This window comes from Rhizobium sp. X9 (assembly GCF_018873185.1).
In the GTDB taxonomy this organism is placed as follows: Bacteria; Pseudomonadota; Alphaproteobacteria; order Rhizobiales; family Rhizobiaceae; genus Agrobacterium; species Agrobacterium oryzihabitans.
The window spans coordinates 1,368,838-1,391,655 of the sequence record NZ_CP071311.1 but is presented as its reverse complement, the minus strand read 5'-3'; the positions used below and the strand labels follow the sequence as shown (position 1 = coordinate 1,391,655).

Annotated in this window: 23 protein-coding genes and 1 pseudogene; 6 read left to right on the top strand and 18 right to left on the bottom strand. The window is 61.0% G+C overall.

Annotated elements, in window-relative coordinates:
- Nucleotides 1-9: 9 nt before the first annotated feature.
- A pseudogene (locus tag JZY08_RS06830) lies at nucleotides 10-375 on the top strand (2Fe-2S iron-sulfur cluster-binding protein); the annotation flags it as partial.
- A gap of 91 nt (nucleotides 376-466) precedes the next feature.
- Here JZY08_RS06830 and JZY08_RS06825 read toward each other — a convergent pair.
- The 3 genes from JZY08_RS06825 to JZY08_RS06815 all read right to left on the bottom strand — a co-directional run bounded on the left by JZY08_RS06825 (nucleotide 467) and on the right by JZY08_RS06815 (nucleotide 2,837).
- Entirely contained in the window at nucleotides 467-991 is a 525-nt protein-coding gene (locus JZY08_RS06825; RefSeq protein ID WP_080918570.1) for a DUF2285 domain-containing protein, read from the bottom strand.
- A 64-nt stretch (nucleotides 992-1,055) separates the two neighbouring features.
- Nucleotides 1,056-1,253 (bottom strand): DUF6499 domain-containing protein, encoded by a 198-nt coding sequence (locus tag JZY08_RS06820; RefSeq protein ID WP_080918546.1) that lies wholly within the window; start codon nucleotides 1,251-1,253, stop codon nucleotides 1,056-1,058.
- Nucleotides 1,254-1,376: 123 nt separating this feature from the next.
- Nucleotides 1,377-2,837: an MFS transporter gene (locus JZY08_RS06815; protein ID WP_080918547.1), complete on the bottom strand. Its 1,461-nt coding sequence runs from the start codon at nucleotides 2,835-2,837 to the stop codon at nucleotides 1,377-1,379.
- A 97-nt stretch (nucleotides 2,838-2,934) separates the two neighbouring features.
- Here JZY08_RS06815 and JZY08_RS06810 point away from each other — a divergent pair, with 97 nt between their 5' ends.
- Nucleotides 2,935-3,735, top strand: coding sequence for a helix-turn-helix transcriptional regulator (locus tag JZY08_RS06810; RefSeq protein WP_080918548.1), 801 nt, complete (start codon nucleotides 2,935-2,937; stop codon nucleotides 3,733-3,735).
- Between the two features lie 268 nt (nucleotides 3,736-4,003).
- Here JZY08_RS06810 and JZY08_RS06805 read toward each other — a convergent pair whose 3' ends face one another.
- The 4 genes from JZY08_RS06805 to JZY08_RS06790 all read right to left on the bottom strand — a co-directional run bounded on the left by JZY08_RS06805 (nucleotide 4,004) and on the right by JZY08_RS06790 (nucleotide 6,630).
- Complete coding sequence (locus JZY08_RS06805) at nucleotides 4,004-5,455, bottom strand: multicopper oxidase family protein (RefSeq protein ID WP_080918549.1); 1,452 nt, start codon at nucleotides 5,453-5,455, stop codon at nucleotides 4,004-4,006.
- A 52-nt stretch (nucleotides 5,456-5,507) separates the two neighbouring features.
- Complete coding sequence (locus JZY08_RS06800; RefSeq protein ID WP_080918550.1) at nucleotides 5,508-5,933, bottom strand: hypothetical protein; 426 nt, start codon at nucleotides 5,931-5,933, stop codon at nucleotides 5,508-5,510.
- Between the two features lie 92 nt (nucleotides 5,934-6,025).
- A complete protein-coding gene (locus JZY08_RS06795; protein WP_080918551.1) occupies nucleotides 6,026-6,421 on the bottom strand; it encodes a DUF305 domain-containing protein in 396 nt (131 codons plus the stop codon).
- Between the two features lie 14 nt (nucleotides 6,422-6,435).
- Nucleotides 6,436-6,630, bottom strand: a complete 195-nt coding sequence (locus JZY08_RS06790) for a heavy-metal-associated domain-containing protein (RefSeq protein ID WP_080918552.1) — start codon at nucleotides 6,628-6,630, stop codon at nucleotides 6,436-6,438.
- 162 nt (nucleotides 6,631-6,792) lie between these two features.
- Between JZY08_RS06790 and JZY08_RS06785 the strand changes: the two genes are divergently transcribed.
- On the top strand, nucleotides 6,793-9,300 hold the full coding sequence (locus JZY08_RS06785) for a heavy metal translocating P-type ATPase (RefSeq protein ID WP_080918553.1): 2,508 nt from the start codon (nucleotides 6,793-6,795) through the stop codon (nucleotides 9,298-9,300).
- A 61-nt stretch (nucleotides 9,301-9,361) separates the two neighbouring features.
- A complete protein-coding gene (gene cueR, locus JZY08_RS06780) occupies nucleotides 9,362-9,811 on the top strand; it encodes a Cu(I)-responsive transcriptional regulator (RefSeq protein WP_080918554.1) in 450 nt (149 codons plus the stop codon).
- Nucleotides 9,812-10,320: 509 nt separating this feature from the next.
- Here cueR and JZY08_RS06775 read toward each other — a convergent pair.
- Nucleotides 10,321-10,899 carry a TetR/AcrR family transcriptional regulator gene (locus JZY08_RS06775; protein ID WP_080918555.1) on the bottom strand — a complete coding sequence of 193 codons (579 nt, stop codon included), beginning with the start codon at nucleotides 10,897-10,899 and terminating at the stop codon, nucleotides 10,321-10,323.
- 107 nt (nucleotides 10,900-11,006) lie between these two features.
- On the opposite strand from JZY08_RS06775, the gene JZY08_RS06770 reads away from it, so the two are divergent.
- A complete protein-coding gene (locus JZY08_RS06770) occupies nucleotides 11,007-12,449 on the top strand; it encodes an FAD-dependent oxidoreductase (RefSeq protein WP_080918556.1) in 1,443 nt (480 codons plus the stop codon).
- A 547-nt stretch (nucleotides 12,450-12,996) separates the two neighbouring features.
- Here the strand turns inward: JZY08_RS06770 and JZY08_RS06765 are convergent.
- The 5 genes from JZY08_RS06765 to JZY08_RS06745 all read right to left on the bottom strand — a co-directional run bounded on the left by JZY08_RS06765 (nucleotide 12,997) and on the right by JZY08_RS06745 (nucleotide 16,940).
- The gene (locus JZY08_RS06765; protein ID WP_111383227.1) at nucleotides 12,997-14,319 is read right to left on the bottom strand and encodes an MFS transporter; all 1,323 of its coding nucleotides are present in this window, start codon (nucleotides 14,317-14,319) and stop codon (nucleotides 12,997-12,999) included.
- Nucleotides 14,320-14,326: 7 nt separating this feature from the next.
- A complete protein-coding gene (locus JZY08_RS06760; protein WP_080921924.1) occupies nucleotides 14,327-14,608 on the bottom strand; it encodes a metal-sensing transcriptional repressor in 282 nt (93 codons plus the stop codon).
- A 58-nt stretch (nucleotides 14,609-14,666) separates the two neighbouring features.
- Nucleotides 14,667-15,476 (bottom strand): helix-turn-helix domain-containing protein, encoded by an 810-nt coding sequence (locus JZY08_RS06755; protein WP_080921923.1) that lies wholly within the window; start codon nucleotides 15,474-15,476, stop codon nucleotides 14,667-14,669.
- 89 nt (nucleotides 15,477-15,565) lie between these two features.
- The gene (locus tag JZY08_RS06750) at nucleotides 15,566-15,910 is read right to left on the bottom strand and encodes a helix-turn-helix transcriptional regulator (protein ID WP_080921922.1); all 345 of its coding nucleotides are present in this window, start codon (nucleotides 15,908-15,910) and stop codon (nucleotides 15,566-15,568) included.
- 46 nt (nucleotides 15,911-15,956) lie between these two features.
- Nucleotides 15,957-16,940, bottom strand: coding sequence for a cation diffusion facilitator family transporter (locus JZY08_RS06745; protein ID WP_080921921.1), 984 nt, complete (start codon nucleotides 16,938-16,940; stop codon nucleotides 15,957-15,959).
- 565 nt (nucleotides 16,941-17,505) lie between these two features.
- Here JZY08_RS06745 and JZY08_RS06740 point away from each other — a divergent pair.
- Nucleotides 17,506-18,423 (top strand): LysR family transcriptional regulator, encoded by a 918-nt coding sequence (locus JZY08_RS06740; RefSeq protein WP_080921920.1) that lies wholly within the window; start codon nucleotides 17,506-17,508, stop codon nucleotides 18,421-18,423.
- Here the strand turns inward: JZY08_RS06740 and JZY08_RS06735 are convergent.
- Genes JZY08_RS06735 through trbL form a run of 5 tightly spaced genes read right to left on the bottom strand, consistent with a single transcriptional unit; the run spans nucleotide 18,418 to nucleotide 22,817 of the window.
- Nucleotides 18,418-18,672: a DUF2274 domain-containing protein gene (locus tag JZY08_RS06735; RefSeq protein ID WP_080921919.1), complete on the bottom strand. Its 255-nt coding sequence runs from the start codon at nucleotides 18,670-18,672 to the stop codon at nucleotides 18,418-18,420. The genes JZY08_RS06740 and JZY08_RS06735 overlap by 6 nt on opposite strands.
- Nucleotides 18,673-18,674: 2 nt before the next feature.
- Nucleotides 18,675-19,817: a TrbI/VirB10 family protein gene (locus JZY08_RS06730; protein WP_080921918.1), complete on the bottom strand. Its 1,143-nt coding sequence runs from the start codon at nucleotides 19,815-19,817 to the stop codon at nucleotides 18,675-18,677.
- A complete protein-coding gene (gene trbG, locus JZY08_RS06725; RefSeq protein ID WP_080921917.1) occupies nucleotides 19,814-20,773 on the bottom strand; it encodes a P-type conjugative transfer protein TrbG in 960 nt (319 codons plus the stop codon). Before trbG ends, JZY08_RS06730 begins: the two co-directional genes overlap by 4 nt.
- Complete coding sequence (trbF, locus tag JZY08_RS06720) at nucleotides 20,770-21,459, bottom strand: conjugal transfer protein TrbF (RefSeq protein WP_080921916.1); 690 nt, start codon at nucleotides 21,457-21,459, stop codon at nucleotides 20,770-20,772. The genes trbG and trbF overlap by 4 nt, the downstream gene beginning before the upstream one ends.
- On the bottom strand, nucleotides 21,456-22,817 hold the full coding sequence (gene trbL / locus JZY08_RS06715) for a P-type conjugative transfer protein TrbL (protein ID WP_080921915.1): 1,362 nt from the start codon (nucleotides 22,815-22,817) through the stop codon (nucleotides 21,456-21,458). Before trbL ends, trbF begins: the two co-directional genes overlap by 4 nt.
- Nucleotide 22,818 lies beyond the last annotated feature (1 nt).

Genomic DNA, 22,818 nt, shown 5'->3' with positions numbered 1-22,818 from the left:
GAGACGCAGATGACGATCAAGTTCGTTGATATCCGGCAGGCGCGGACCAGCCTTGAGGTCCAAAAGGACCAAACCATCCTCGACGCCGCGCTCGCCGCCGGCATTCCCTATCCTCACGGTTGCCGCTCCGGCCGCTGCGGCTCCTGCAAGTCCCGCCTGATCGAGGGCGAGGTGGAATTGCTCCAGCACTCACGCTTCGCGCTCACCGAGGAAGAGAAAGCCGATGGCCTGATCCTTTCATGTCGCGCTCTGCCGCACACGGATGCGGCCGTAGCCTGGTTGGGCAGCGATGACGACGATGCCGTGGAGACGCCGCGACGCCTGGACGCGACTGTCACCGGCCTCGACGACCTCACGCACGATATCAAGCTGGTGCCAGATCGCACTTCCAGCATAAATCCATCACAATCCCGGTTTGAGCACAGGCAGGAAAAAGGCGCTGCATATGGCTTCGCAGGTTGCCCGTTCAGCGCTGCCCATCTGCCTTGATGGGATAGTGCAGCAGCAACCGATAGCCACCGCGCATCATCTTGATGCCGTGTGCAACGAGGCGGCGAGCCTTGTTCTTGCTCGGGGCGATTTCCCAGTCCTCCTTGTTGCCCCTGAATCCAAGTAGTGCTTCGGCGATGGTGCGATAGCTCGCGCCGTGCAGCCGTGCGTCCAAGGCGCGTAGCGACAGGATGTGCCATTGGCGAAGTTGGGCGAGCATGGCCCGAAAGTCCGGCCCCGGCGGGCGGCCTTCGACGGAGCGCCAGAATCGCCGGGCCGCATGAGATCGCAGTTCGTAAAAGGCATCCGAAGGTAAGAACGTGCCGTAGAAGGTTGCAGCGTCGGGAGCAGCGCGAGGCAGCCATAATTGATGCGCGATGCCATCGACACGCCAGATGCCGTGCCAGCCATCGGCCGCGCGGCGCAGGTCGATTCCGTCGAGATGGGCAAGCTTGATGGTCGGCCCGTTCGCGTCGATTACATGCGCGACGGGCAACAGCATGAAGGCGTTCGCATACACGCGCGGCGACCAGAGCAGAGCTTGCAGATCAGCCGCCAAGTCAGGGTCACTCGGGAAACAGCAAGCCCCAGCGCTGCGCAAACGATTCCAGTTGGTGCGCGCTTTGTCTGCTGGCCAGCGCCAACGTCTGGCAGTCTTGGCGATATTCGTCGTCGCGGCGCAGATGCTCCCAAGCGAAATCGGCGGCAGAAAGCTGTGACATGTACCCGTAGGCCGGATGGTGCCACCACTCGATATGCAGCATAGCATCCTCCCTCCATGCCGCGCCTTGATTGGATGGCCGACACAAGAGGGGCGAGACTCTTAACTGAAGGTCGCTCATTGGTGGTGAACGCCGCCGGCCGCCGCATCGATTAGGTCAGCACATTTAGTTCGTCCGGCGTCCATAGACTGCCAGTCTTGCCAGCAGGATCGCGGCGATGACGGCGGCAGCGACGTTATAACTCATGCCGGAGACGAAGGCGGAGGCGTAGCGCGCGGCCTGTCCGTCCAATCCCGTCCCGAGAGCCGCACCGAACAGGATTCCCACCGCTGCCACACCAAGAGCTGCACCAACCTGCTGGAGTGTCGAGATGACGCCAGAGGCCATGCCCGCCTGCCGCTCCTCCACGAAGCCGAGCACGAGGTTGAGCAGCGGCGTCATGATCATCGCCTGCGCCCCTCCGATCACGATCAGCGCCGGGATGAGATGGGTGACCACCAGATCGGGTCCGGCGATCCACACCTGTCCGATAAGCACGCCGAACGAGACAGCATAGACGAGCGCCCCCATGGCAATGGCCGGCGTGCCGAAGCGTGCGACGAGGCGCGGCGCGCTCAAGGACAGGATGACGAAGGCGATCGAGCACGGCACGAAGACGCTGCCGGCCGCGAACGGGCTGAGGCCGAACCCCGTCTGCACCAAAAGCGCGAAGCAAAGGAAGAAGGATGAGGCCGTCGAATAGATCAGCAGCACCAGCAGTCCGCCTTGCGCGAAGCGGGGTTGGCGCATAAGCACCATGTCCACCAAGGGCTGATGGCCGGCTTTCCGGCGGCACTCCTGATGGCGGTAGAAGGTGGCGAGCAGGATTGCGGCCCCGGCGAGCGACAGGAAGCTCCAGAGCTGCCAGCCATGGGTCGGGGATTCCACCAGCGGCACGAGCAACAGGGTAAGGCCGAGGCTGACCAGCGCCACGCCTGGCCAGTCGAGCGTCGGGCGCTCGGGCGAGCGCGTCTCCGGGATGAAGCGCGCCATCAGAATTGCGAAGACCCCGACAGGCACATTGACGAGGAAGATCGTGCGCCATCCAAGATCGAAGATGTTGGCCTCGACCAGAAAGCCGCCGACGATTTGTCCTGCGATAGCGGCAAGCCCCAGCGTCATGCCGAGGAAACCGAAGGCGCGGCGGCTGTCGTCGCCGGAGAAGTTCACCCGGATCGAGGCATAGACCTGCGGGAAGAGCAACGCCGCCGCCAGCCCCTGCAATACGCGCGCGCCCATCAGGATTTCCACGGTGGGGGCAATACCGCAAAGAAACGATGCGAGGGTGAACCCCGCCATGCCGAGAATGAACAGCCTCCGCCGCCCATAGAGATCGCCGAGCCGTCCGCCCGTAACCAGCAGCACACCGAAGGCGAGTTCGTAACCCGCCACGATGAACCCGATCTGCGACAGGCTCGCCCCGAGTTCGGCCTGCATGGAAGGGATTGCGACATTGACCACGAAAAGATCGAAGATCGTCACGAACCCCGCGAGTAGCAGGATGGACAGACCGAGCCAGGGCGGGCGGCGGATGGCTTCGGGCGATATGGTGGAAGGCGGTTCGGCGGTGCAGGCTTCGGAACTCATCTGGCGTCCTCTTGTGTTGACGCGCCAGCGATTCCACGCCCATTATCCTTTTACAATTTAACTTCTTATACTGTTGCTTTTTGTAATGGGCTAACCGATGCGCACCCTTGAGCGAACCCGATCCGAACTTGCCGATTTCCTGCGCACGCGCCGAGAGCGGCTGTTGCCGGAAGATGTCGGCCTCCCGGCTGCCAAGCGTCGTCGCACGCCGGGGCTGCGGCGAGAGGAAGTCGCCGCCCTCGCAGGCGTGGGACTGACTTGGTATACATGGCTTGAGCAAGGCCGCGAGATCGGGGTCTCCGCCGATTTCCTCGACAATCTCGCCCGCGTGCTCAAGCTCGATGCCGCCGAAAGACGGCATCTGTTCCTGCTCGCCCACGAGCGTCCGCCGGCAGAACCCGGCAAGACGTTCTGCATCGTGCCTTCGCTCGCCGCGCGGTTGGTGGAAGACCTCGCGCCCCACGCCGCCTACATCATCAACCTGCGCTGGGACGTGCTGGCCTTCAACGGTCCCGCCGATTCGCTGTTCGGGTTCAACCGCCACGATTCCGGCCGGCAAAACCTGCTGCGGCTGCTCTTTACCGATCCCGCGCTGCGCGACGCCATCGTCCATTGGGAAGAACAGGCCCCGGCGATGCTCGCCAGCTTCCGCCGTGACTTTGCTGTTGCACGGGAAGACGCCGATGCCAAAGGGCTGGTCGCGGAACTGGAAGCAGTTTCGCCCGAGTTCAAAGACTGGTGGCGCAGTCAGGAAGTTCATGCACCTTGCACCGGCACGCGCATGATCCGTGTCGGCGGGCAGCCCGTAGAGTTCGAGCACACCTCGCTCACCGTCGATGGCGGGCAGCATCTGCGACTCGTCGTCTATGCGCAGAAATCGAACCCTGCGGAAACCTGACGAACAGTAGGGTTGAGCGTCCAGATGTCTTCGCGCGGCGAGCCGCGCGATGGCGGGCGTCGCTGCGATATGTTGGGTCTCCGCGCCGCTCGCCATCGGTCACGCCCGATCCTGCTGCGGTTGAGTTCTGTCATGGGCGTCTGGCCGCAACACCCGACAGGTGCAGGAATTGCACGAAGCCCGTGCCGAGTTTGATGAACTCCGGTCTCACGGCTCGCGCGATGCCGAGGCGGTTTACAAGAAGATCCCTCGCGGCGCAGGCGCCCTATTACGCTGATACACTGAACTCGGTCATCATGCCGGTTTGAAGGTGCGGCATGTGGTGGCAATGCAGCATCCAGCGCGCCGCCTCACCAGCATCGAGCGCCACCGTCACCATGCCCATCGGAGGAACATAGACGGTGTCACGCCGCGCGCCTTCGAACCGCTTGCCGTTGATCTCCACGACCTGAAAAACGTGGCCGTGCAGGTGCATCGGATGGCCCATCATCGACATATTGTGGAACATGATCTCGACGCGCTCGCCAGTCGTTGCGACAATCGGCTTGTGCTCTCCCCAGACCTTGCCGTCGATGGTCCAGAGGTAGGGCTGCATCGAGCCGCCTAGCATGACCATCTGGGTGCGTTGCGCGGCACGCGGTGGCAGATTGTCCGACGCCCGCAGCGTCTGCTCTTGCGAAAGCTCGATGTCGAACGCAGGCGCATCCGCGTCGCCGAGTGCGGGAATCTTCTGAATAGTCGCGCCCGACGTTGCGAGGATCAGCCCGGTGCGCTGCTTTGCGCCCTCGCGCAACGCCAGCACAGGCCAGGCTCCGTCTCCGGCAAGCTCCAGCTCAAGATCGAGACGCTGGCCCATGGCGACGCCGAACCGTTTGCCTTCAAGCGGTTGCACGGCATGGCCGTCGACAGCTACGAGCCGCGCCGAAAGCTCGCCGGTATCAATCCAGAAGACGGTGGCCGAAGCGCCGTTGATCACCCGAAGCTTTACCCGTCCGCCCTTTTCGACCCTGACGATCTGCGGATCGGACAAGGTGCGGTCGTTGGTGAGGTAGGCGTCCCAATCGTAGTCGTTCAGGTCCATGGCCATGCCCTGCATCGAGGGCATATCCATTTTCATGCCGGAATGGTCCATCGACGCGCCGGGATCGGATTGGCCTCCCATCGCGCTCATATCATGGCCGCCGCCATGTACGCCGGTGATCTCCTGCATGACCTCTTCGGGCGTCTTGAACGAGAAATCATGAAGGAACATCACGACCTCCTGGCGGTCGGCCTTCACGTCTTCGGCACTGCGCACGATCAGCGGCGCAGCGAGCAGATTCATTTCTTGAAGCGGGATATGCGCGTGCATCCAGTAGGTGCCGGGAAGCGGCTCATAGTCATAGGAGCGCGTTTCACCGGGTTGCAGCATCGGGCGCGGCACGTTCGGAACGCCGTCCTGCTCGTTGGGCGGGATCTGGCCGTGCCAATGGATCAGGGTCGGCACATCGAGACGATTGGCCAGGTCGACGCGAAAGCGTTGTCCGGGGTCGAGAACCAATCCTTGCCCGCTCGCCCCTTCAAGGCCGAAGACTGTGGCGGCGCGCCCGTCGACGTCCAGCACGCGCGTTGCGGCGCTGAGGGCCATCGCGCTTTGGGCGTTGGCGAAGCGCGGTAGAGCTGCTGCGGATAGCGTGGCAGCGCTTGCGGCGAGAAAGCCGCGGCGTGAGATAAGCTTCATTTTCGGTCTCCTGGGAGGACTATGCTCCCTCTGAATTCAGATCGGCGTGCGACTAGGCAGGCCACTTGCGTTCAGCAAGACCGTCTTTGGGAGGGCGATCGTTGCGTGCGGGGCCGATGCCGGCGAAGTCCGGCATCTCGGTAAAGCTCCAGATCGCTGCGGTAGGAGCGGGGGCATTTGTCGGCGACTTAGGCGCAAGCCAGTGCGTCATGCCTGAGCATAGGGCGTAACAGAAGGCATCGTTTCCGCTGCAGATTCGATGCTCCTGACACGGATCGGCAGCGGTATCTGCGGCCGGACGCTGCGATCCGTGTTCCGAAATCATTACGTGGGAGTTACTGGCCAAGCGAGCACCGAGCGCCGGAACGGTCAACGCCACGCTGGCGAAGGAAAGGAGCATGAGCAGAGCGATGAACAGCCGTTGCATCGCCGTCAAAACGCCGTGCAAGACAACATCATCCGCACCCTCGGCTTGCATTCATCCAGGTTGGTCCGCTCCCACGCGCTCGCCGCGTCCGCCGCCGAGCGTCTTTTTTGATGACACACGATGGCGGTTCCAGGCGACACTGGTTACTTGCCTCGGTCGGCGAGCCACTTCTTCATCATGGCGATCTCGCCCTCCTGGGCCTTGACCACCTCTTCGGCGAGTTTGCGGACCTCGGGATCCTTGCCGTACTGGAGCACGACCTTCGCCATGTCGATCGCGCCCTGATGGTGCGGGATCATGCCGCGCATGAAGTCGACGTCGGCGTCGCCGGTATAGGGCACCGTCATGTCCTTCATCATGGCAGCCATGGCGGTCTCGTATGCCTTCGTCGACGGCGAGTCCGATCCTGGCGTCTGCATGCCTGACATGTCGTGACCTTGCATCGTGTTGTTGTCCGTTTTCATCTGGGTCTGAGCGAATGCCAGGCCACCCGCGATAGCGATGGCCCCTGCGATGAAGATCGGAGTGAGCTTGTTCATGGTCTCGCTCCGGTTCAGTTTGCGGTCGCCGGATAGCCGGCTTCTTCAAGAACCTGCAAGATCGCGGACGGCGTGGCGGTCGTCTCGACCTTGACGGCGCGCGCGGCGGGGTTCGTCTCGATCTTGGCTGCGGAGTCCACCGACTGAATCGCCTTGGTGACGGACTTGGCGCAACCGCCGCAGGTCATGTTTTCAATTTTGAGGTCCATGAGATTTCTCCTTGGTTTTGATCTCATGTCGCCCAAGGTGGTGCTTCCAACCGTGGGAAGGTCAAGGGCTAAAAAAAAGAAAATGCGCTATTGACCTTCCCATGGTTGGAAGCCCCATTTTCCGTCCGAACGTGAATTTCGGAACGAGAAAAGGAGGCGGCTATGAATGCCCCCGTTCGAACTGCGGACACCAGAAACGCGGCAATTTCCCTGTCAATAGAAGGCATGACCTGTGCATCCTGCGTCGGTCGTGTCGAACGAGCCCTCAAGGCCGTCCCCGGCGTTGCCGATGCGGTCGTCAACCTGGCGACCGAAAAGGCAAGCATCACGACGAATGCTCCCGTCGATCGCGCCACGCTCGTCAAGGCCATCGAGGATGTCGGCTATGAGGTTTCGGAGAGCCCTGCCGCACAAGCGGCCGCCTCGCTTGAAGTCGCGATCGAGGGCATGACCTGCGCCTCCTGCGTGGGTCGCGTCGAGAAGGCCCTGAAGGCCGTGCCGGGCGTCACCAACGCCGTCGTCAACCTCGCGACCGAGAAGGCCACGATCCAGGGAACCGCAGACACGGCAGCCGTGATTGCGGCGATCGAGAATGCGGGCTACGACGCCAAGGTGATCTCAGCGGCAACCGGGTCGAGCCAGGCCGAGACGGATGACCGCGCCGAGAAGAAGGAAGCCGAACGCCGCGAGCTGACCCGCGACTTCACCATCGCGGCGGTGCTGACCGCTCCGGTCTTCCTTTTGGAAATGGGCTCGCACCTCATTCCGGGCGTGCATGGCGTGATCGAATCCACCATCGGCATGACGAACAGTTGGTATCTCCAGTTCGTGCTGACGACGCTGGTGCTGTTCGTGCCGGGCATCCGCTTCTATGACAAGGGGCTTCCCGCCCTCTGGCGTCTGGCGCCGGACATGAACTCGCTGGTGGCAGTCGGCTCGCTCGCGGCTTACGGCTATTCGCTGGTCGCGACCTTCGCGCCGGGCTTCCTGCCCGCAGGGACGATCAACGTCTATTATGAAGCCGCCGCGGTCATCGTCACGCTGATTTTGCTCGGCCGGCTGCTCGAAGCCCGCGCCAAGGGGCGTACCTCGGAAGCGATCAAGCGTCTGGTCGGCCTTCAGGCCAAGACGGCGCGCGTCCGCCGTGACGGCAAGACGGTCGATCTTCCGATCGACTCCGTGCTGTCGGGTGACATCGTGGAGGTCCGTCCCGGCGACCGTATCCCGGTCGATGGCGAGGTCATCGAGGGCGAAAGCTATGTCGATGAATCCATGATCACCGGCGAACCGATCCCGGTTTCCAAGACGAATGGTAGCGAGGTCGTCGCCGGCACCGTGAACCAGAAGGGCGCCTTCGCGATCCGCGCCACGGCGGTCGGCGGCAACACCGTGCTGTCGCAGATCATCCGCATGGTTGAGGAAGCACAAGGCTCGAAGCTGCCGATCCAAGCGCTGGTCGACAAGGTGACGATGTATTTCGTGCCGGCTGTCTTCGCCGTCGCGGCTCTGACCTTCGCGGCATGGCTCTATTTCGGACCGTCGCCGGCGCTCACCTTCGCGCTGGTCAATGCGGTCGCCGTGCTGATCATCGCCTGCCCGTGCGCCATGGGTCTGGCTACGCCGACCTCGATCATGGTCGGCACCGGCCGGGGCGCGGAGCTGGGCGTACTCTTCCGCAAGGGTGAAGCGCTGCAACTGCTGAAGGACGCCAGGGTCGTGGCCGTCGACAAGACCGGCACGCTGACCGAGGGCAAACCGGCCCTGACCGACCTCGAGCTGGCCGCCGGGTTCAACCGGACAACGGTGCTGGGTCTGGTCGCGGCCGTCGAGGCCAAGTCGGAACACCCGATCGCCCGCGCCATCGTGGATGCGGCCGAGGCGGAAGGCATCGCTCTTCCTGCCGTGTCTGGTTTCGAATCGGTGACCGGCTTCGGCGTGAAGGCCGTGGTTGACGGCAAGCGTATTGAGATCGGCGCAGATCGCTACATGGTCGAGCTTGGCCATGACGTTGCGGGCTTCGCTGCCGTGGCCGAGCGCCTTGGCAACGAGGGCAAGTCGCCGCTCTATGCCGCGATCGACGGCAGGCTCGCGACGATCATCGCGGTCGCCGACCCGATCAAGGCGACGACGCCGGCCGCGATCAAGGCTCTGCACGATCTCGGCCTGAAAGTCGCAATTATCACCGGCGACAACAAGCGCACGGCCAAGGCCATCGCTGCGCGCCTGGGCATCGACGAGGTGGTGGCGGAAGTGCTGCCGGACGGCAAGGTCGAGGCGATCCGTCGCCTCAAGGCCGAGCACGGCAAGGTCGCCTTCGTCGGCGACGGCATCAACGACGCCCCGGCGCTCGCCGAGGCGGATGTGGGCCTCGCCATCGGTACGGGCACGGATATCGCCATCGAGGCGGCGGACGTGGTGCTGATGTCGGGCAGCCTGACCGGGGTGCCGAACGCCATCGCGTTGTCCAAGGCGACGATCGGCAATATCCGGCAGAACCTGTTCTGGGCCTTCGCCTACAATACGGCCCTGATCCCGGTCGCCGCCGGCGCGCTCTATCCGGCCTACGGCATCCTACTGTCGCCGGTCTTCGCCGCCGGCGCCATGGCCCTGTCGAGCGTCTTCGTGCTCGGCAATGCGTTGCGGCTCAAGACTTTCAAGGTCACAACCTAATGAAACGAAGCAGCCGACCCTATATTCGGGGTCGGCTGTCGTACCTTACGGGAGAAAACGCATGAATATCGGACAAGCCTCCAAGGCATCCGGCGTCTCGGCCAAGATGATCCGCTACTACGAGCAGACTGGCCTCATTCCGGCCGCCGATCGGAAGTCTTCCGGCTACCGCGACTATTCGGACACGGACATTCACATGCTGCGCTTCATCCGACGCGCACGGGATCTCGGCTTCTCGGTCGCCGAGATCAGCGATCTTCTCGGCCTGTGGCGCGACGAAACGCGGCAGAGCGCCGAGGTCAAGCGTCTGGCGCAGAGCCACATCGACGCGCTGGAGAAGAAGATCGCGGACATGCAGGACATGGCGCACACGCTCACGATGCTGGTGAACGCTTGCAAGGGCGACCATCGCCCGCATTGCCCGATCCTCCAGCGTCTTGAAACCGATCAGGACGATGAGGACCTCACGGTCCAGCCGCGCAGCGGTGCGATTGCTCGTTCCGTGCAGTAGAGTAACACTCGGCCCGTTCGCCTAACCTAAGCGGCCTGATGTTTTCGTCCCTGCCAGATATGGCGGGGACTTGTCGTTTCAGGCTTGGGGTTTGCGCGCCGCCTGCCAGAGGAGCGGCACAAAGATTAAAGAGACCGGGGGAACAGCATCCAGTTAATCGCAACATCGCAGGATATGTGCAGGATTGTGTGTACCAGAAACAAAACGGCAGTGATCTTAAGCGAGACTAGGGACTCTTTCGCGCTTTGCAACTTGGGGCATGCGGCTATTGGTGAGGCAGTCCGCGGCCATTATCGTTGCGCCGAAAGGCTGAAGTGTCAGTCAATCCCCATGATGCACCATATCTACCATTGGCACTATGAGACTGAACGGGTTCGTACCAGACGATCTGCTGTTCAAACTGGAAGATTTGCGCGCAGACATGATTGAATAAATGTTATCCTCAACGCTAAATGAGGTCTTTTTCCGCGCCTTCTTGCTCAGAAAATACAAATTCTTCGGCACGTTCCTTACACTTTGACTTGTGTAGAAAATAGTCGCTTCGCAGCCGCTTTGGCTTTCAATGCGGCGTCAGCATCGGATGCAACATGGGCTCTCACTATGGCACCTTCGATCAGCATCGCGATTGTATCGGATATTTCGAGCTTGGATTCTTCATAGGGAAGCATCTGGGCGACGTGAAATCTTATCAGCTTCATCATTTCCATCTTATTGCGCGCGCATTTCTGATGGATCGGATCATTCGGGTCGCTGAACTCGGCGGCCACGTTGATGAAATAGCATCCGTAAAAAGCCTGTACTGATGGATCACGACCTTTGAACAAATCATCAAGCGCATCAAAAACTGCCCATAATGCTTCCTCTCCGTCCTCAACATTTTCCAGACGCCCATTTAGCCATGAAAAATAACGCCGATCGCAGTGATCGATTGTAGCCGCGACAAGGTCGTCCTTGCCAGGAAAATGATTGTAGAGAGTCTTCTTGGCCACGCCGGACTCTGCCAGCACACGATTGATTCCGACCGCGTGGACACCGTGCCGATAGAATAGCTGAAAAGCGGTGGTGATCAGTTGCTCTTTCTTGTCCATCCGACCCGTCTCTGTTGTGTTTTATCGTATCTTGACACAAGGAGACCGATTTGTCTATCTATCGGCAAGGAGACAAATCGGTCTCCTTGTGTTTCTAGAGGTGTCTTATGCAACAAAACTCACAAATTATTGATCAAAAAGAGGTTTTATCCTACGATCTGGTTACGATTGGGTCGGGATCAGCGGCAAGAGCCGCTGCGAACGAAGCGCGACGACTTGGCAAGACCGTTGCGATGATTGAAAATGGCGTAGCGGGTGGAACCTGCCTGAATATCGGCTGTGTTCCTTCCAAGTTTCTGATCGCCGCCGCAGCGACGCGTCTGTCGGCACAGCGACCGCGGTTTCAGGGACTCGAAACTTCGGCCGGCGCCGTTGATCTGGCGCAACTTGTTGCAGACAAGGATCTTATGATCGGCGGATTCCGCGAGACATTTCATGTAAAAGGCCCGGCTGAGGCTGGCATTGATGTCATACGCGGTACTGCCTCCTTCTCTAGCTCTGATACAACTGCCGTTGTGCGGGTAATTGTAACCAATCAGGCGAATGACGTCATCAACGTTCATGCCAGACATGTTCTGATTGCAAGCGGAGCAAGCCCGTTTGTTCCCGATATTCCCGGTCTTGCCGAGATCGATTACCTAACCTCTACGTCGGCGATGTCTCTTGCTCGTGTGCCTGAGTCATTGTTGGTAATAGGAGGGAACGCGATTGGACTGGAACAGGCGCAGATGTTCTCGCGTCTAGGTGCTAAGGTTACTGTAGTGGAAATGGCGCCACGTATTGCTCCGTTCGAGGATACTGTCATATCCGCAGTCCTCAAGCAGGCGTTATCGGAGGAAGGCATCGAGATTTATGAAGACGCCAATCTGACCGGAATTGCAAATGCTTCCAATGGTATTGCCGCATCCGTCACGGTCAGGGGCGAAGAGTTAAAACTTTTTGCAGATAAAGTTTTATTTGCTACTGGTCGGCGCCCAAACACCGCCGGCCTTGATCTGGATAGGGTCGGCATAACCATTGGCCCGCGCAACGAGGTGGTTGTGGACGAGTACCTGCGTACATCCAACCCGCGTATCTGGGCGGCCGGCGACGTGACGGGATTAGCGCAACTGGTCTATGTTGCTAGCGAGCAGGGCACAACTGCTGCGCACAACGCCCTGACGGAAGAGTTCCGCTCGCTTGATTATACTGCACTACCGCGCGTGACCTTTACCGCGCCCGAAGTTGCGACCGTAGGTATCACGCCGGTACAAGCAGAAACAGCAAAAATTCCTTATGAGGTCCGAGAGTTCCCGGTATCCTTCGTGCTGCGCGCGATTGTCAGTCGCCATGCCAGTGGTATTATCAGGCTGGTGTCTAACCGGGAAACTGATAAAATCCTTGGTGTGCATATGGTTGGCGAATCTGCCGGTGAAGTCATTGCCGCCGCAGCCTATGTCATGTCCGCTGGCTATACAGTCAAGCAATTGGCATCGCTATGGTCGCCTTACTTTACTATGGCGGAGTCGCTAAAGAACGTCGCGAAAACAGTTCCCGTATTTCAGGGGTAAACGTACTCCTCCGATCGGTTGTTGCTCGGCCCGAGACCTCCGCAATTCTTGTAGGTGGTAGGCAACGGGTCGGGCGATTGTCCATTCTCTCTTGGGTGGAAGCCAGCAATGGCCAATATCCTTGGTGCGATTGTCGGGTTCACGGCCGGACGCCTGCAAATGACGATAGGAAGGATCGCCGAAACGGCGAAGTCGATCTGGACGCAATCGGTGGTGGCAGGACCTAGATTATCAAGCAAACCAGGGCGATAAAAAACTGTCGGTCCGGTCGCGTCGATGTAAGATTTCCGGCCTAATGCCGTAAGCGGGGTATTTTAGCGCCGATGGAAACACTTGATACCAATGGTACTCACCCGGTTGGCGATTGAGAAAGCTATGTTGTTTAAGTCAGCAGCGCTGACCAAAGACAAGGCGATGTAGGTTAACATCAATCCTACCAAGATCAGACTGCATCGTCACAAGCGTGACGGAAAAGAATGCCGCGAGGGACACATTCAAGCAGGCCACCAGCGTACTCAATCACCAGAACCGCGATCATGCGGCGACATTATCTGAAACGCGGCCATTCAGTATGATGGCGGTCAATGACAAAGGCGTGGCGATGCCGATATCCGTTGTCGACTGTGATCGCATTCAACAGGTGGGGATGGCTCACTTCAAGCGTTTCATGCGTATGGTCGAGTTCTTCGGGATCTGCCGCGGGCCAGAGGCGGACTGCTACCGATACGGCCAATGCGGCCATCAGTCCGAGCGCGACAAAGGTGAACGGGAGACCCATTGCCGCGCCAAGCCAACCCGCGAGGGGGTAGGTGATCAGCCAGCAGGCATGGGAAAGCGCGAACTGAGCCGCAAAGAGCGCCGGCCTGTCTTCTGGATGCGCCGAGCGGCGGAGCAGTCGGCCGGACGGCGTCTGCGTCATTGAATAGCCAAACCCCAGAACGAACCAAAGCGACAACGCAAATCCGAAATTGGAAACGGCGGAACCTGCGAAGAGTCCGAAGACCAGAATGGCCGAGCCTGTCAGCATCGCCCTTCGATCGGGAATTTTATCCAGAAGGCGCGGCAGGAAAAGCGCTGCGACCATCGAGCCTGCACCGAAGGCCGCAAGTGCAAGCGCCGTGGCGTGCTGGCTGAGGCGGAAGTCCGCTTGCACGAGAACAACGGTATTGACGATCACCATCGCGCTTGCTGCCGCCACCGCGAGGTTCAGCGCCAACAAGCCCCGCAGGCGCGGCGTGGCGAGATAGATTCGCAGGCCGCGCGTCGTTCGATCGTAGATGCTGCGCTGCTCGCTCGCCTTGGGACTCGGCAAGGTAACCAAAACGACGAGGATCGCCGAGCAGACAAAGCCGACGACAGTACCAGCAAAAAGGTTATGGAAGCTGATGACCGTCAGCAGGGCTGCAGCAAGCATTGGGCTGACAACGCTTTCAAGGTCGTAGGCAAGGCGCGAGAGCGATAGCGCCCTCGTGTAGTCCTTCTCATCGGGCAGAACGTCCGGAATTGTCGCCTGGAAGGTCGGCGTGAAGCCGGCGGAGGCCGATTGAAGGACGAAGATAAGGGCATAGACCTGCCAAATCTCGGTCACGAACGGTAGAAACAATGCCACGGCGGCGCGCACGAGGTCGAGGCAGACCAGCATCGTGCGACGCGGCAGGCGCCCCGCAAAGGCCGCTGCGACAGGTGCCACCCCCACATAGGCGATCATCTTGATGGCGAGCGCCGTTCCCAGCACCGCACCCGCATCGGGGCCGGCGAGATCATAGGCCAATAGCCCGAGCGCGACCGTTGCAAGCCCTGTTCCGACAAGCTCGATAACCTGCGCCAGGAAGAGGTGGCGATAGGTGCGGTTTCCAAGAACCTGCAACATGGGGACCTCACAGATACTTGGTTATGTCCTTGAATTCATCGATCGAACGGCGATCGTTCTTCGAAAGCGTCCCGACCACGTCTTCGAGGCAATGGTCTAGGTGGTCCTGAATCAGCGTCCGCTTGGCCTGCGCGATTGCCTTCTCGACCGCGTAAAGCTGCTGGGCGATGTCGAGGCACGGCCGGCCGGCCTCGATCATCTCGACGATCCCGCGCAAATGGCCGTCCGCGCGCTTGAGGCGCTTCACGATCGCTGTGTGAGTTCGATGAGCATTGGCTTGTTCGTCCATAACAATTATCCTATCCCCCTGGAGGGGATAATGCAACCAGCCTATCGACAGAGTGGCGTCAGCGCCAAGTCTGCAAGTAAGCCGTTGGCGTGATTCCGAGCCAGCGTTTGAACATGGCGGCGAGAGCCACCGGGCTCGCATATCCCAGCCAGAATGCAACCTTTCTAATGGGGTCGCCCTGAGCCATACGAGCAATTGCCGCGATCAGACATGCTCGCTGCCGCCATGCCACGAAGCTCAGGCCGGTCTCGCTCCTGAACCTTCGCGTGAATGTTCGGCGGCTTATGCCCATGCTGACACTCCACTGTTCAATCGAGTCGGCTGCTCTCGGCTCTTTCAGAAAGTTGGTGCAGCGTTGTGCAAGGACCGTGTCGGACGGGAGCGGGAGGAAAAGGGGCCGACGAGGGCTATGTTGAAGGTCATACAAAAGAAGGCCGGCGATTGCTGTCTCTCGTCCACTTGACGGAGAATTCGTGCGAGGCGTAGCCACCGTCTCGATAAGGTGGCGTAGCAACGGGGACAGATCGACTACGAAGCAATTCTCGCCGAGATCGACCGCGGACGCACGCTTGATGTCGAGAATTTGGACGATCACATTGCCAAACATGTGGGCGTCGTGATCCGCACCGGGAGGTATCAGGAGGCCGTGACCAGGCGGAGCGATCCAGACGCCCTGCGGGGTCGAGACGGCAACGGCGCCTGATACGGCGTGCAGAAGGCGCGCGCAATGATGGCGATGCCGCGTCGTGGTATAGTTGTCGGGATATTCGGCTCTCTCAACCGCCAGCGCGGATAGCACAGAGCTTTCCTCATCAATCGGACATGCCGGGCGGTCAGCCATATCGATGCAAATTTCGGCATCGTTCATCGTCAAAGTCTTTCATCTGAAGAGTGGTGGTCTCCGGGCCTTTGTCTCTCACCTCGCGATGATCTGTTCAGCCCTATCGCGCGAGATGTTCAGGATTGCGCGTCGACGACATGCTGTTCGGCAACGCTCTCTCTGTCCTCACGTACATGCGAGAGCATATCGAGCAGGACGTCCCCGACATGCTGATCGGAGATTTCATAGAACATCTGCTTTGAGTGTCGGACCCGCGTCACCAGCCGCGCGCCGCGAAGTAGTCGGAGGTGGTGGCTGACGAGCGACTGCGACAGGTCAAGCGTTTCGGAGATATCCGTCACCGACTTCGGACCGTTCTCACAATGAAGGAGAATCCTAAGCCTGCTGGGGTCACCCAGCAGGCGAAAGGTTTCGGATAGGAAGTTCAACTCCTGGGTCGAAGGGGAACCTGCCTTGTTCAATGTCGTTCCTTTCCAGTTTCCGAGCGGACCCTTGGAAACGGGGCGGCTAATGCGAATGGCCTGCGTGGGAAACCGCTGCCTTGCTCGGCTCCTCCAGTGTGCAACTGGCTACGCCGTCCCAGTCGATCCCGATCGTCGGGTGTTCGATCTTGAACTCCGTCTTCAGTTCATGCTCCACCTTTTGCATCACGCTGCGAACATCGACGCCCTCCGCCGGCTGCACCTGAAGCGTTGCAAGCACGCGCCCCGAGGTCAGCGACCAGACGTGGATGTGGTTGACGCTCTGGATGCCCGGAACAGACTTGCGCAGATGCTCGGAAATCTTTTCGGCACTGGCGTTGTCCGGCGCACCTTCGAGCAGGATATGCAGCGTATTCTTCAGCAAGCTCCAGGCGCTACGCAGGATCAGCAGAGAGACGAACACCGACAGGATGGGGTCAATCGGGGTCCAGCCCGTGTACCAAATTACGACGGCCGCAACGATCGCGCCGACGGAGCCGAGCAGGTCACCCATGACGTGCAGCACGGCGCCCTTGACGTTGACGTGATCGGAATCGCCGCGCGTCAGATACCAGAGCACGAAGAGGTTCACGAGCATGCCGATTAGGGCGACGACGAACATCGAACCAGCCATGACCGGCTGCGGTTCCTGGAAACGCTCAATGGCCTCATAGACGATCCAGCCGACGATACCGAACAGGGTAAGGGCATTCACGAGGCCCGCGATTACCTCGAAGCGGGCGTAGCCGAAGGTACGCTGGCCGTCGGCGGCGCGGCGTCCGAGGCGGAAGGCGACGTAAGCGAGACCGAGCGCGATTGCGTCGGTAAGCATATGCCCGGCATCGGCGAGCAGCGCGAGCGAGCCGGAAATCACGCCGCCGACGGCTTCGACGACCATGAAGGTGAAGATGATGAAGAAGGAAATGAGGATCTTCCGCTCGTTTTCCTTCGTCACGGTCGGAACGTGCGAATGATCATGATCATGATCGTGATCATGGCCGTGGTGGTCGCTGTGAGAGTGGTCTGCCATAGGTCGGTCCAGTGATTGCGTTTAGGTTCAACAATTGAATACATGTTCAAATGTTTTATTGTCAACCGGCCCGCGTAAAAAATTTGAAAGCTGTGCGCAGACACCACAAGATCACGTACATTCCCCGACAAATGGGCTTGACCTTGTCACCGTTGGAATCTGCACGATGCCAACTCGAATGGGTGACGCATGCGGAGGTATGCCTGATCGAAACAGGATGACTGTGCGTCCTATTCGCGACCGACGCTCACGCGATCGGGGGCACTGATAGATATAATTTTTAATATTGAATATATGTTCAATTGTTGTATTGTTCAATCGTCCTTGAGTTGAACGGCCATCGGCCGCTAAGGGAGTGAGCGGCTCAGATGACTGAAGATGTGAGCTATCTCTACGTTCGGAACTCGATTGAAAACAATCGAATCGGCAACGTCTGCGACGTTCGCTCAACCGTGTTGATGACGCAATGCTGAGAAGTTGCGAGCGTCACATAGTCTGCCCTCGAGCTTCGACGCTTCGACCCCATTCTTCGGTTTGCCCCTTTGTCGGCCGAAGGTAAGTGCCGATGGCGAAGTCTTTTTTGTCGGGCATTGAACTCCGCCATCTCCGCTATTTTGTCGCCGCGGCTGAGCATGGCAGCTTCCGAAAGGCGGGCGTTGCCATCGGGGTTGGGGAACCAGCTATCAGCCGCAGAATTCGAGATCTCGAAGATCATCTGGGAGCGGCACTGTTTCATCGACATAGCGGCGGCGTAGGTCTCACGTTTGCCGGAAAGCGGTTTCTCCGGCTAGCGCGCCAGATTATCCGAAATCTTGGAGAAGGCGCACAGGACGTCGCTGCTTTGGGTCGCTCCGAGTGCGGAAGCGTCAAGATCGGCATCTTTTCCTCCATCGCTTCCGGCTTTTTGACTGAGCTGCTGCGAGACTACGGCCAACACCACGCGAGTGTCCGGGTCGAACTGATCGACGGCAATCCCGAGGAACACGTAGCCGCAATCCGACAGCTCAGTCTCGACGTGGCCTTTTTGACGGGTGTGCGCGAATGGTCCGACTGTGACCGGATACATCTTTGGACGGAGAAGGTCTTTGCGGTATTGCAGGAAGACCATCCGCTTGCTGCGAGCGAAGAGCTGACCTGGCGCGATTTGGTTCAGGAGCCGTTCATCGTCAGTGAGACGGCCCCTGGGCAGGAGGTACATGACTATCTTGTCCACCGACTCGCAGATCTCGGCCGTCACCCTGATATCCGACGGCAGGGTGTAGGCCGAGACAACCTCTTTCCCTTGGTCGGGCTCGGAAAAGGGATGACGCTAACCAGCGAATCGACGACGGCCGCAACGTTTCCGGGTATCACCTATCGGCCGATCGCAGGTGAGGTATTGCCATTCAGTGCTGTATGGTCTGCAAAGAATGACAACCCAGCACTTCGCAGACTTTTGAGTTTGGCAAAGTCGATATCAAAGAGGAATGGACTGGGCCTATAGGTGGCCGCTCCCTGACGAAGAAGGTGTTGCTTTGGTCATCTTTTTCGCCTTCGCGAATCCCCGGTCGGTTGAAATGAACCGTTCGAGCATCGGCACGATCAGCTTTGTCGGATCGCTTAAGGTGTGTCCCGACTCACGCTCCAGAATTTCAGCATAGGCAGCCAGATCGCGGTGAAGCGGCCCCGGCAGTTCCACGGTGATCTTGACGGGTTTGTCGTCAGCGATGAGGCCGAGTTTCAGCTTAGTCATGGTCAGCTCCTGTAAGGTTCGAGCACCAAATCGCGCGTGACGATGACCCTGACCGGGAAGCCGGGCCGGATGGTCAGCGTGGGCGCGACCTGCAACTGGCGCTGGACGATATGCTGACCGGCTTGATTCACGGTGTCCTGCGCGCCGTCGCGCACGGCGCGGAGCAGCCGGTCGTTGTCGTCGGTGGCGAGTTCCGCGCCGACGCCGAGGAGCGTCGAGAGTGCGGCGGCCTTGGCGAGATCCCACCAGTGGTAATCGACACCATCTTCAAGGCCGGCATAGCCCTGTGTGTCAGCGCCCGGCTGACGCTCGAGAACGATCGAGCGGCCGTTCGGCATGATGAGTCGGTTCCAGACGAGCAGCACACGGCGCTGTCCGAACTGGACGCTGTTGTCGTACTCGCCGATGAGCCGCGTCCCCTGCGGCACGAGGAGGATGCTGCCGGTCGGGCTGTCATAGATGTTCTCCGTGACCTGCGCGGTGATCTGGCCGGGAAGATCGGAACGAATGCCGGTGATGAGCGCAGCGGAAATCACCGCGCCCGCCTGAAGCACGAAGGGCGACGCCGGCGGCGTCACGCGATCCGGCGTGACCGTGCGCCGGTCGGCCGCGGCGTTGAGGAAGGCAAGCTGCCGGTCCTGCGCGGTCGGTTGGCCTGTGGCGGCGCTGGCGGGATCGAAGCCTGTAAGGCCGGGCATAGCGCCCGGTGTAGCCGCGGTCGATCCTTGCCTCGACTGGAAGAAGACCGTGCTGAGGCGTGCGGCTTCTTCCTCGGCGCGGCGGCGCTGCTCGGCCTCGTCGACTCCGGGTGACGGCACCACGGGCGACACGACCGGCTGGCCGGCATTCTGCGCGGACAGGATTGGGCCGCCGAGATCGCCGGGCAGCGCCGGCCCGAGGACGGGGCCGGTGTAGTCGCGTGGCAGGCTCGCAAGACCATCGGCGGTCTGCCGGTTGGCGGTGGAGTAGAGTTCTTCCCCGCCATCGCCGCCAGTGGGTGTCTGGAGCGCGTAGATCAGCGCCCCGCCGATCCCGACCAGGGCCACGGCCGCGACGCTGGCGAGCATCTTGCGCGACAGCCGCGTGACGCGCGGAGCTTCTGCGCGCAGGCGCATAGGGGCTGCGTTGGTTTCTGTATCGCTCATGACTGCGGCCTCCCGTCGGTGCGAACGATCCTGACGACCTGCTGACGCTCTCCGCCGCCAAGGCGCAGTTCGGCCGCCCCGAACAGGCGATCGACGATCAGGATGTGTTGATAGATGCGGGTGTTGGCGATCTGCGCTTCACCTTCCGGGCCGATGACGAAGATCGGCGGCATCTCGCCCTGCACGATGCCGCGCGGGAATTCGACATAGACACGGCGGCCGTCGTCATAGACGACGACGGGCTTCCATGGCGGATTGTCGCTGCCGGTCAGGCCATAGCGATAGTTGCGGGCGGCGACGGCGGGGATGACCGGCGTTGCGGGAACGGCCTGACGCCCGCCGCCTGCCGACTGCGGATAGGACCAAGACACGGCCGGCATATAGGGCTTCTCGCCGGATCGCAACTCGACCATGTAGGTGCGCCGGTCGGTGGTGATGACGAGATTGGTGGTGATGTCGGCGCGCGTTGGCTTCACCAGCACATGCACACGACGGGCCACGCCGGAACCGGATTCGGTGTCGCCAATGATCCAACGGGCGGTATCGCCGGCAGCGATCGGACCTGCGCCGGTCAGGCTTTCGCCGGGTTCGAGCGCGATATTGGTGATCTGGCCGGGTGCGGCATAGACCTGATAGAGCGCGCCTTCCGACCATGGATAGACCTGAATGGCGTTGAAATAGCCCTCGCGGCGCGGCTGCACGCGGGCAGCGGCATTGGCGTTCTCGACGCGACCGGTCGGGGTGCCGGCGGTCTCGCCACCGCGTGCGACCGTCCAGGCCGGCGGGATCAGCACCGGCTTCGGCCGGTCATCGATGACAGCAGCGGGAATGGCCGGTAACGGCGGCACACTGGCGTCATAGCTGATCGACGGCGGCTTGTTGGTGGCGCAGCCTGCCAATGCGGTCGCGGCCAGCAGTACAGCCGGGACTACGGATTTACGGAAAGCCGATTTCATTGGCCGATCTCCCGCGACCACGAAATCGCATTGACATAGATTCCTAGGGGATTGGCCTTGAGCCGTTCGGCATCGCGCGGCGGCTGAACGGCGATGGTGAGGATCGCGGTCCAACGCTCGGTCGCTGAAAGCTGCCCGTTCTCGTAGCGTCGTTCCGTCCAGGCGACGCGGAACGAATCCGGTGACGCGCGGATGACGCTGGAGACGTCGACAGCGATCTGCTGCTTGCCGACCTTGGTGAAGGGATCGTTGGTGCGGGCATAGTCGTTGAGCGCGGCGGCGCCGCGATCGGTCGTCCACTCATAGGCGCGAAGCCAGTTCTGGCGGACGATGATCGGATCGGCGGGGATCGAGCGGACCTGCTCGATGAAGCGGGCGAGATGCCACGCGATCTGCGGATCGGTCGGGCGATAGTCGGCGGTGGCCGGCGCAATGCTCTGCGCCTGGCCGAGTTTATCGACCTGGACAACCCACGGTACGACGGTCCCGCGTGCGGACTGGATGACGAGCGCCCCGGCGAAGCCCGCCGAGAGAATGAGCGAGCCGAAGGCCATGTAGCGCCAGTTCTTGGCCTGCACGCGGGCCGAGCCGATGCGGTTATCCCAGACCTGCGCGGCTTGCTGGTAAGGCGTCTCGGGTTCGGGCGTCTTGCCGTAATGCACGGCGGGTCGCTTGAAGATGTTCATGAGCGGTCGCTTTCGGAAAGGTTGATGGAAGAGCCGGAGCCGTGGCTGTCGCCGGACTTGACGGCATGGGCGGCGGCGCTGACGCCGTGAGAAAGGTGCTGGCTGCGCTTCATGCGCTTGGCCCATTCCGGGGCGTCGCCTGCCGCTGCTGTCGGCGTGGATGCGGCCTCGGCGGCTTCACCGCCGACGGTTCCCATGGTCGAGGAGCCGCCGGTCGCGCCAAATCCGGCCTTGGCGCCATCGGAGAAGCTGGATTTCATGCTTTCGGAAGCACGCGCTACGGCGCGCTTCAGCGGCGAGACGGCTGTGGAGCCTGCGGCGCGGGCGACGCCGCCCACGCCGGAGGCGACGCCCGCCGCACCGGACTGCCCCATGGAACCAAGCGAATAGGCGGTCGATGCTGCGCCTGCCGCTGTCGCGCCGCCGCGTGCAGCGGCAGCGCCACCGGAGAGCGCCGCCGATCCACCTTTGAGGGCGAGACCCGCCGCACCGCCTGCGGCAAGGGCAGCACCTCCCACGGCAAGGCCGGTGCCCACCGCCGCACCCGCGCCGAGCTGCGGACCACCAGAGACGAGGCCGTTGGCGATGCCGGGGCCGAAGATGCCGAGGCCGAGCAAGGAGAGGGCGGCGAGCACGATCGCCATGGCGTCGTCGACGGTCGGGGTCGTGCCGCCGAAGCCCTTGGTGAACTCGCCGAAGAGGGTCGAGCCGATCCCGATGATGACGGCCAGGACCAGAACCTTGATGCCGCTGGAAATGACGTTGCCAAGCACGCGCTCGGCCATGAAGGCGGTCTTGCCGAAGAGACCGAAGGGAATGAGGACGAAACCGGCGAGCGTCGACAGCTTGAACTCGATCAGCGTCACGAAAAGCTGGATCGCCAAAATAAAGAAAGCGAGGATCACCAGCGCCCAGGCGAAAAGCAGGCAGACGATCTGGATCAGGTTCTCGAACACGGAGATCCAGCCCATCAGTGGCGAGATCGCCTCCAACAGCGGCCGGGCGGCATCGAGGCCGGTTTGCGCGACCTTGCCGGGGCGCATCAGGTCGGCCGCGGAAAACCCGGTCCCGCTTGCCTTTAGGCCGAGCCCGGCGAAGCTGTCGAAGACGATCTTGGCGAGATTGTTCCAGTTGCCGATGAGATAGGCGAAGACGCCGACGAACAGCGTCTTCTTGACGAGGCGCGCGATGATGTCGTCATCGCCGGCCCAGCTCCAGAACAGGGCCGCCAGCGTCACGTCGATCACGATCAACGTGGTCGCGATGAACGCTACTTCACCGGAGAGAAGGCCAAAGCCAGAGTCGATGTATTTGGTGAATACGCCGAGGAAATTGTCGATGACGCCTGCGCCGCCCATG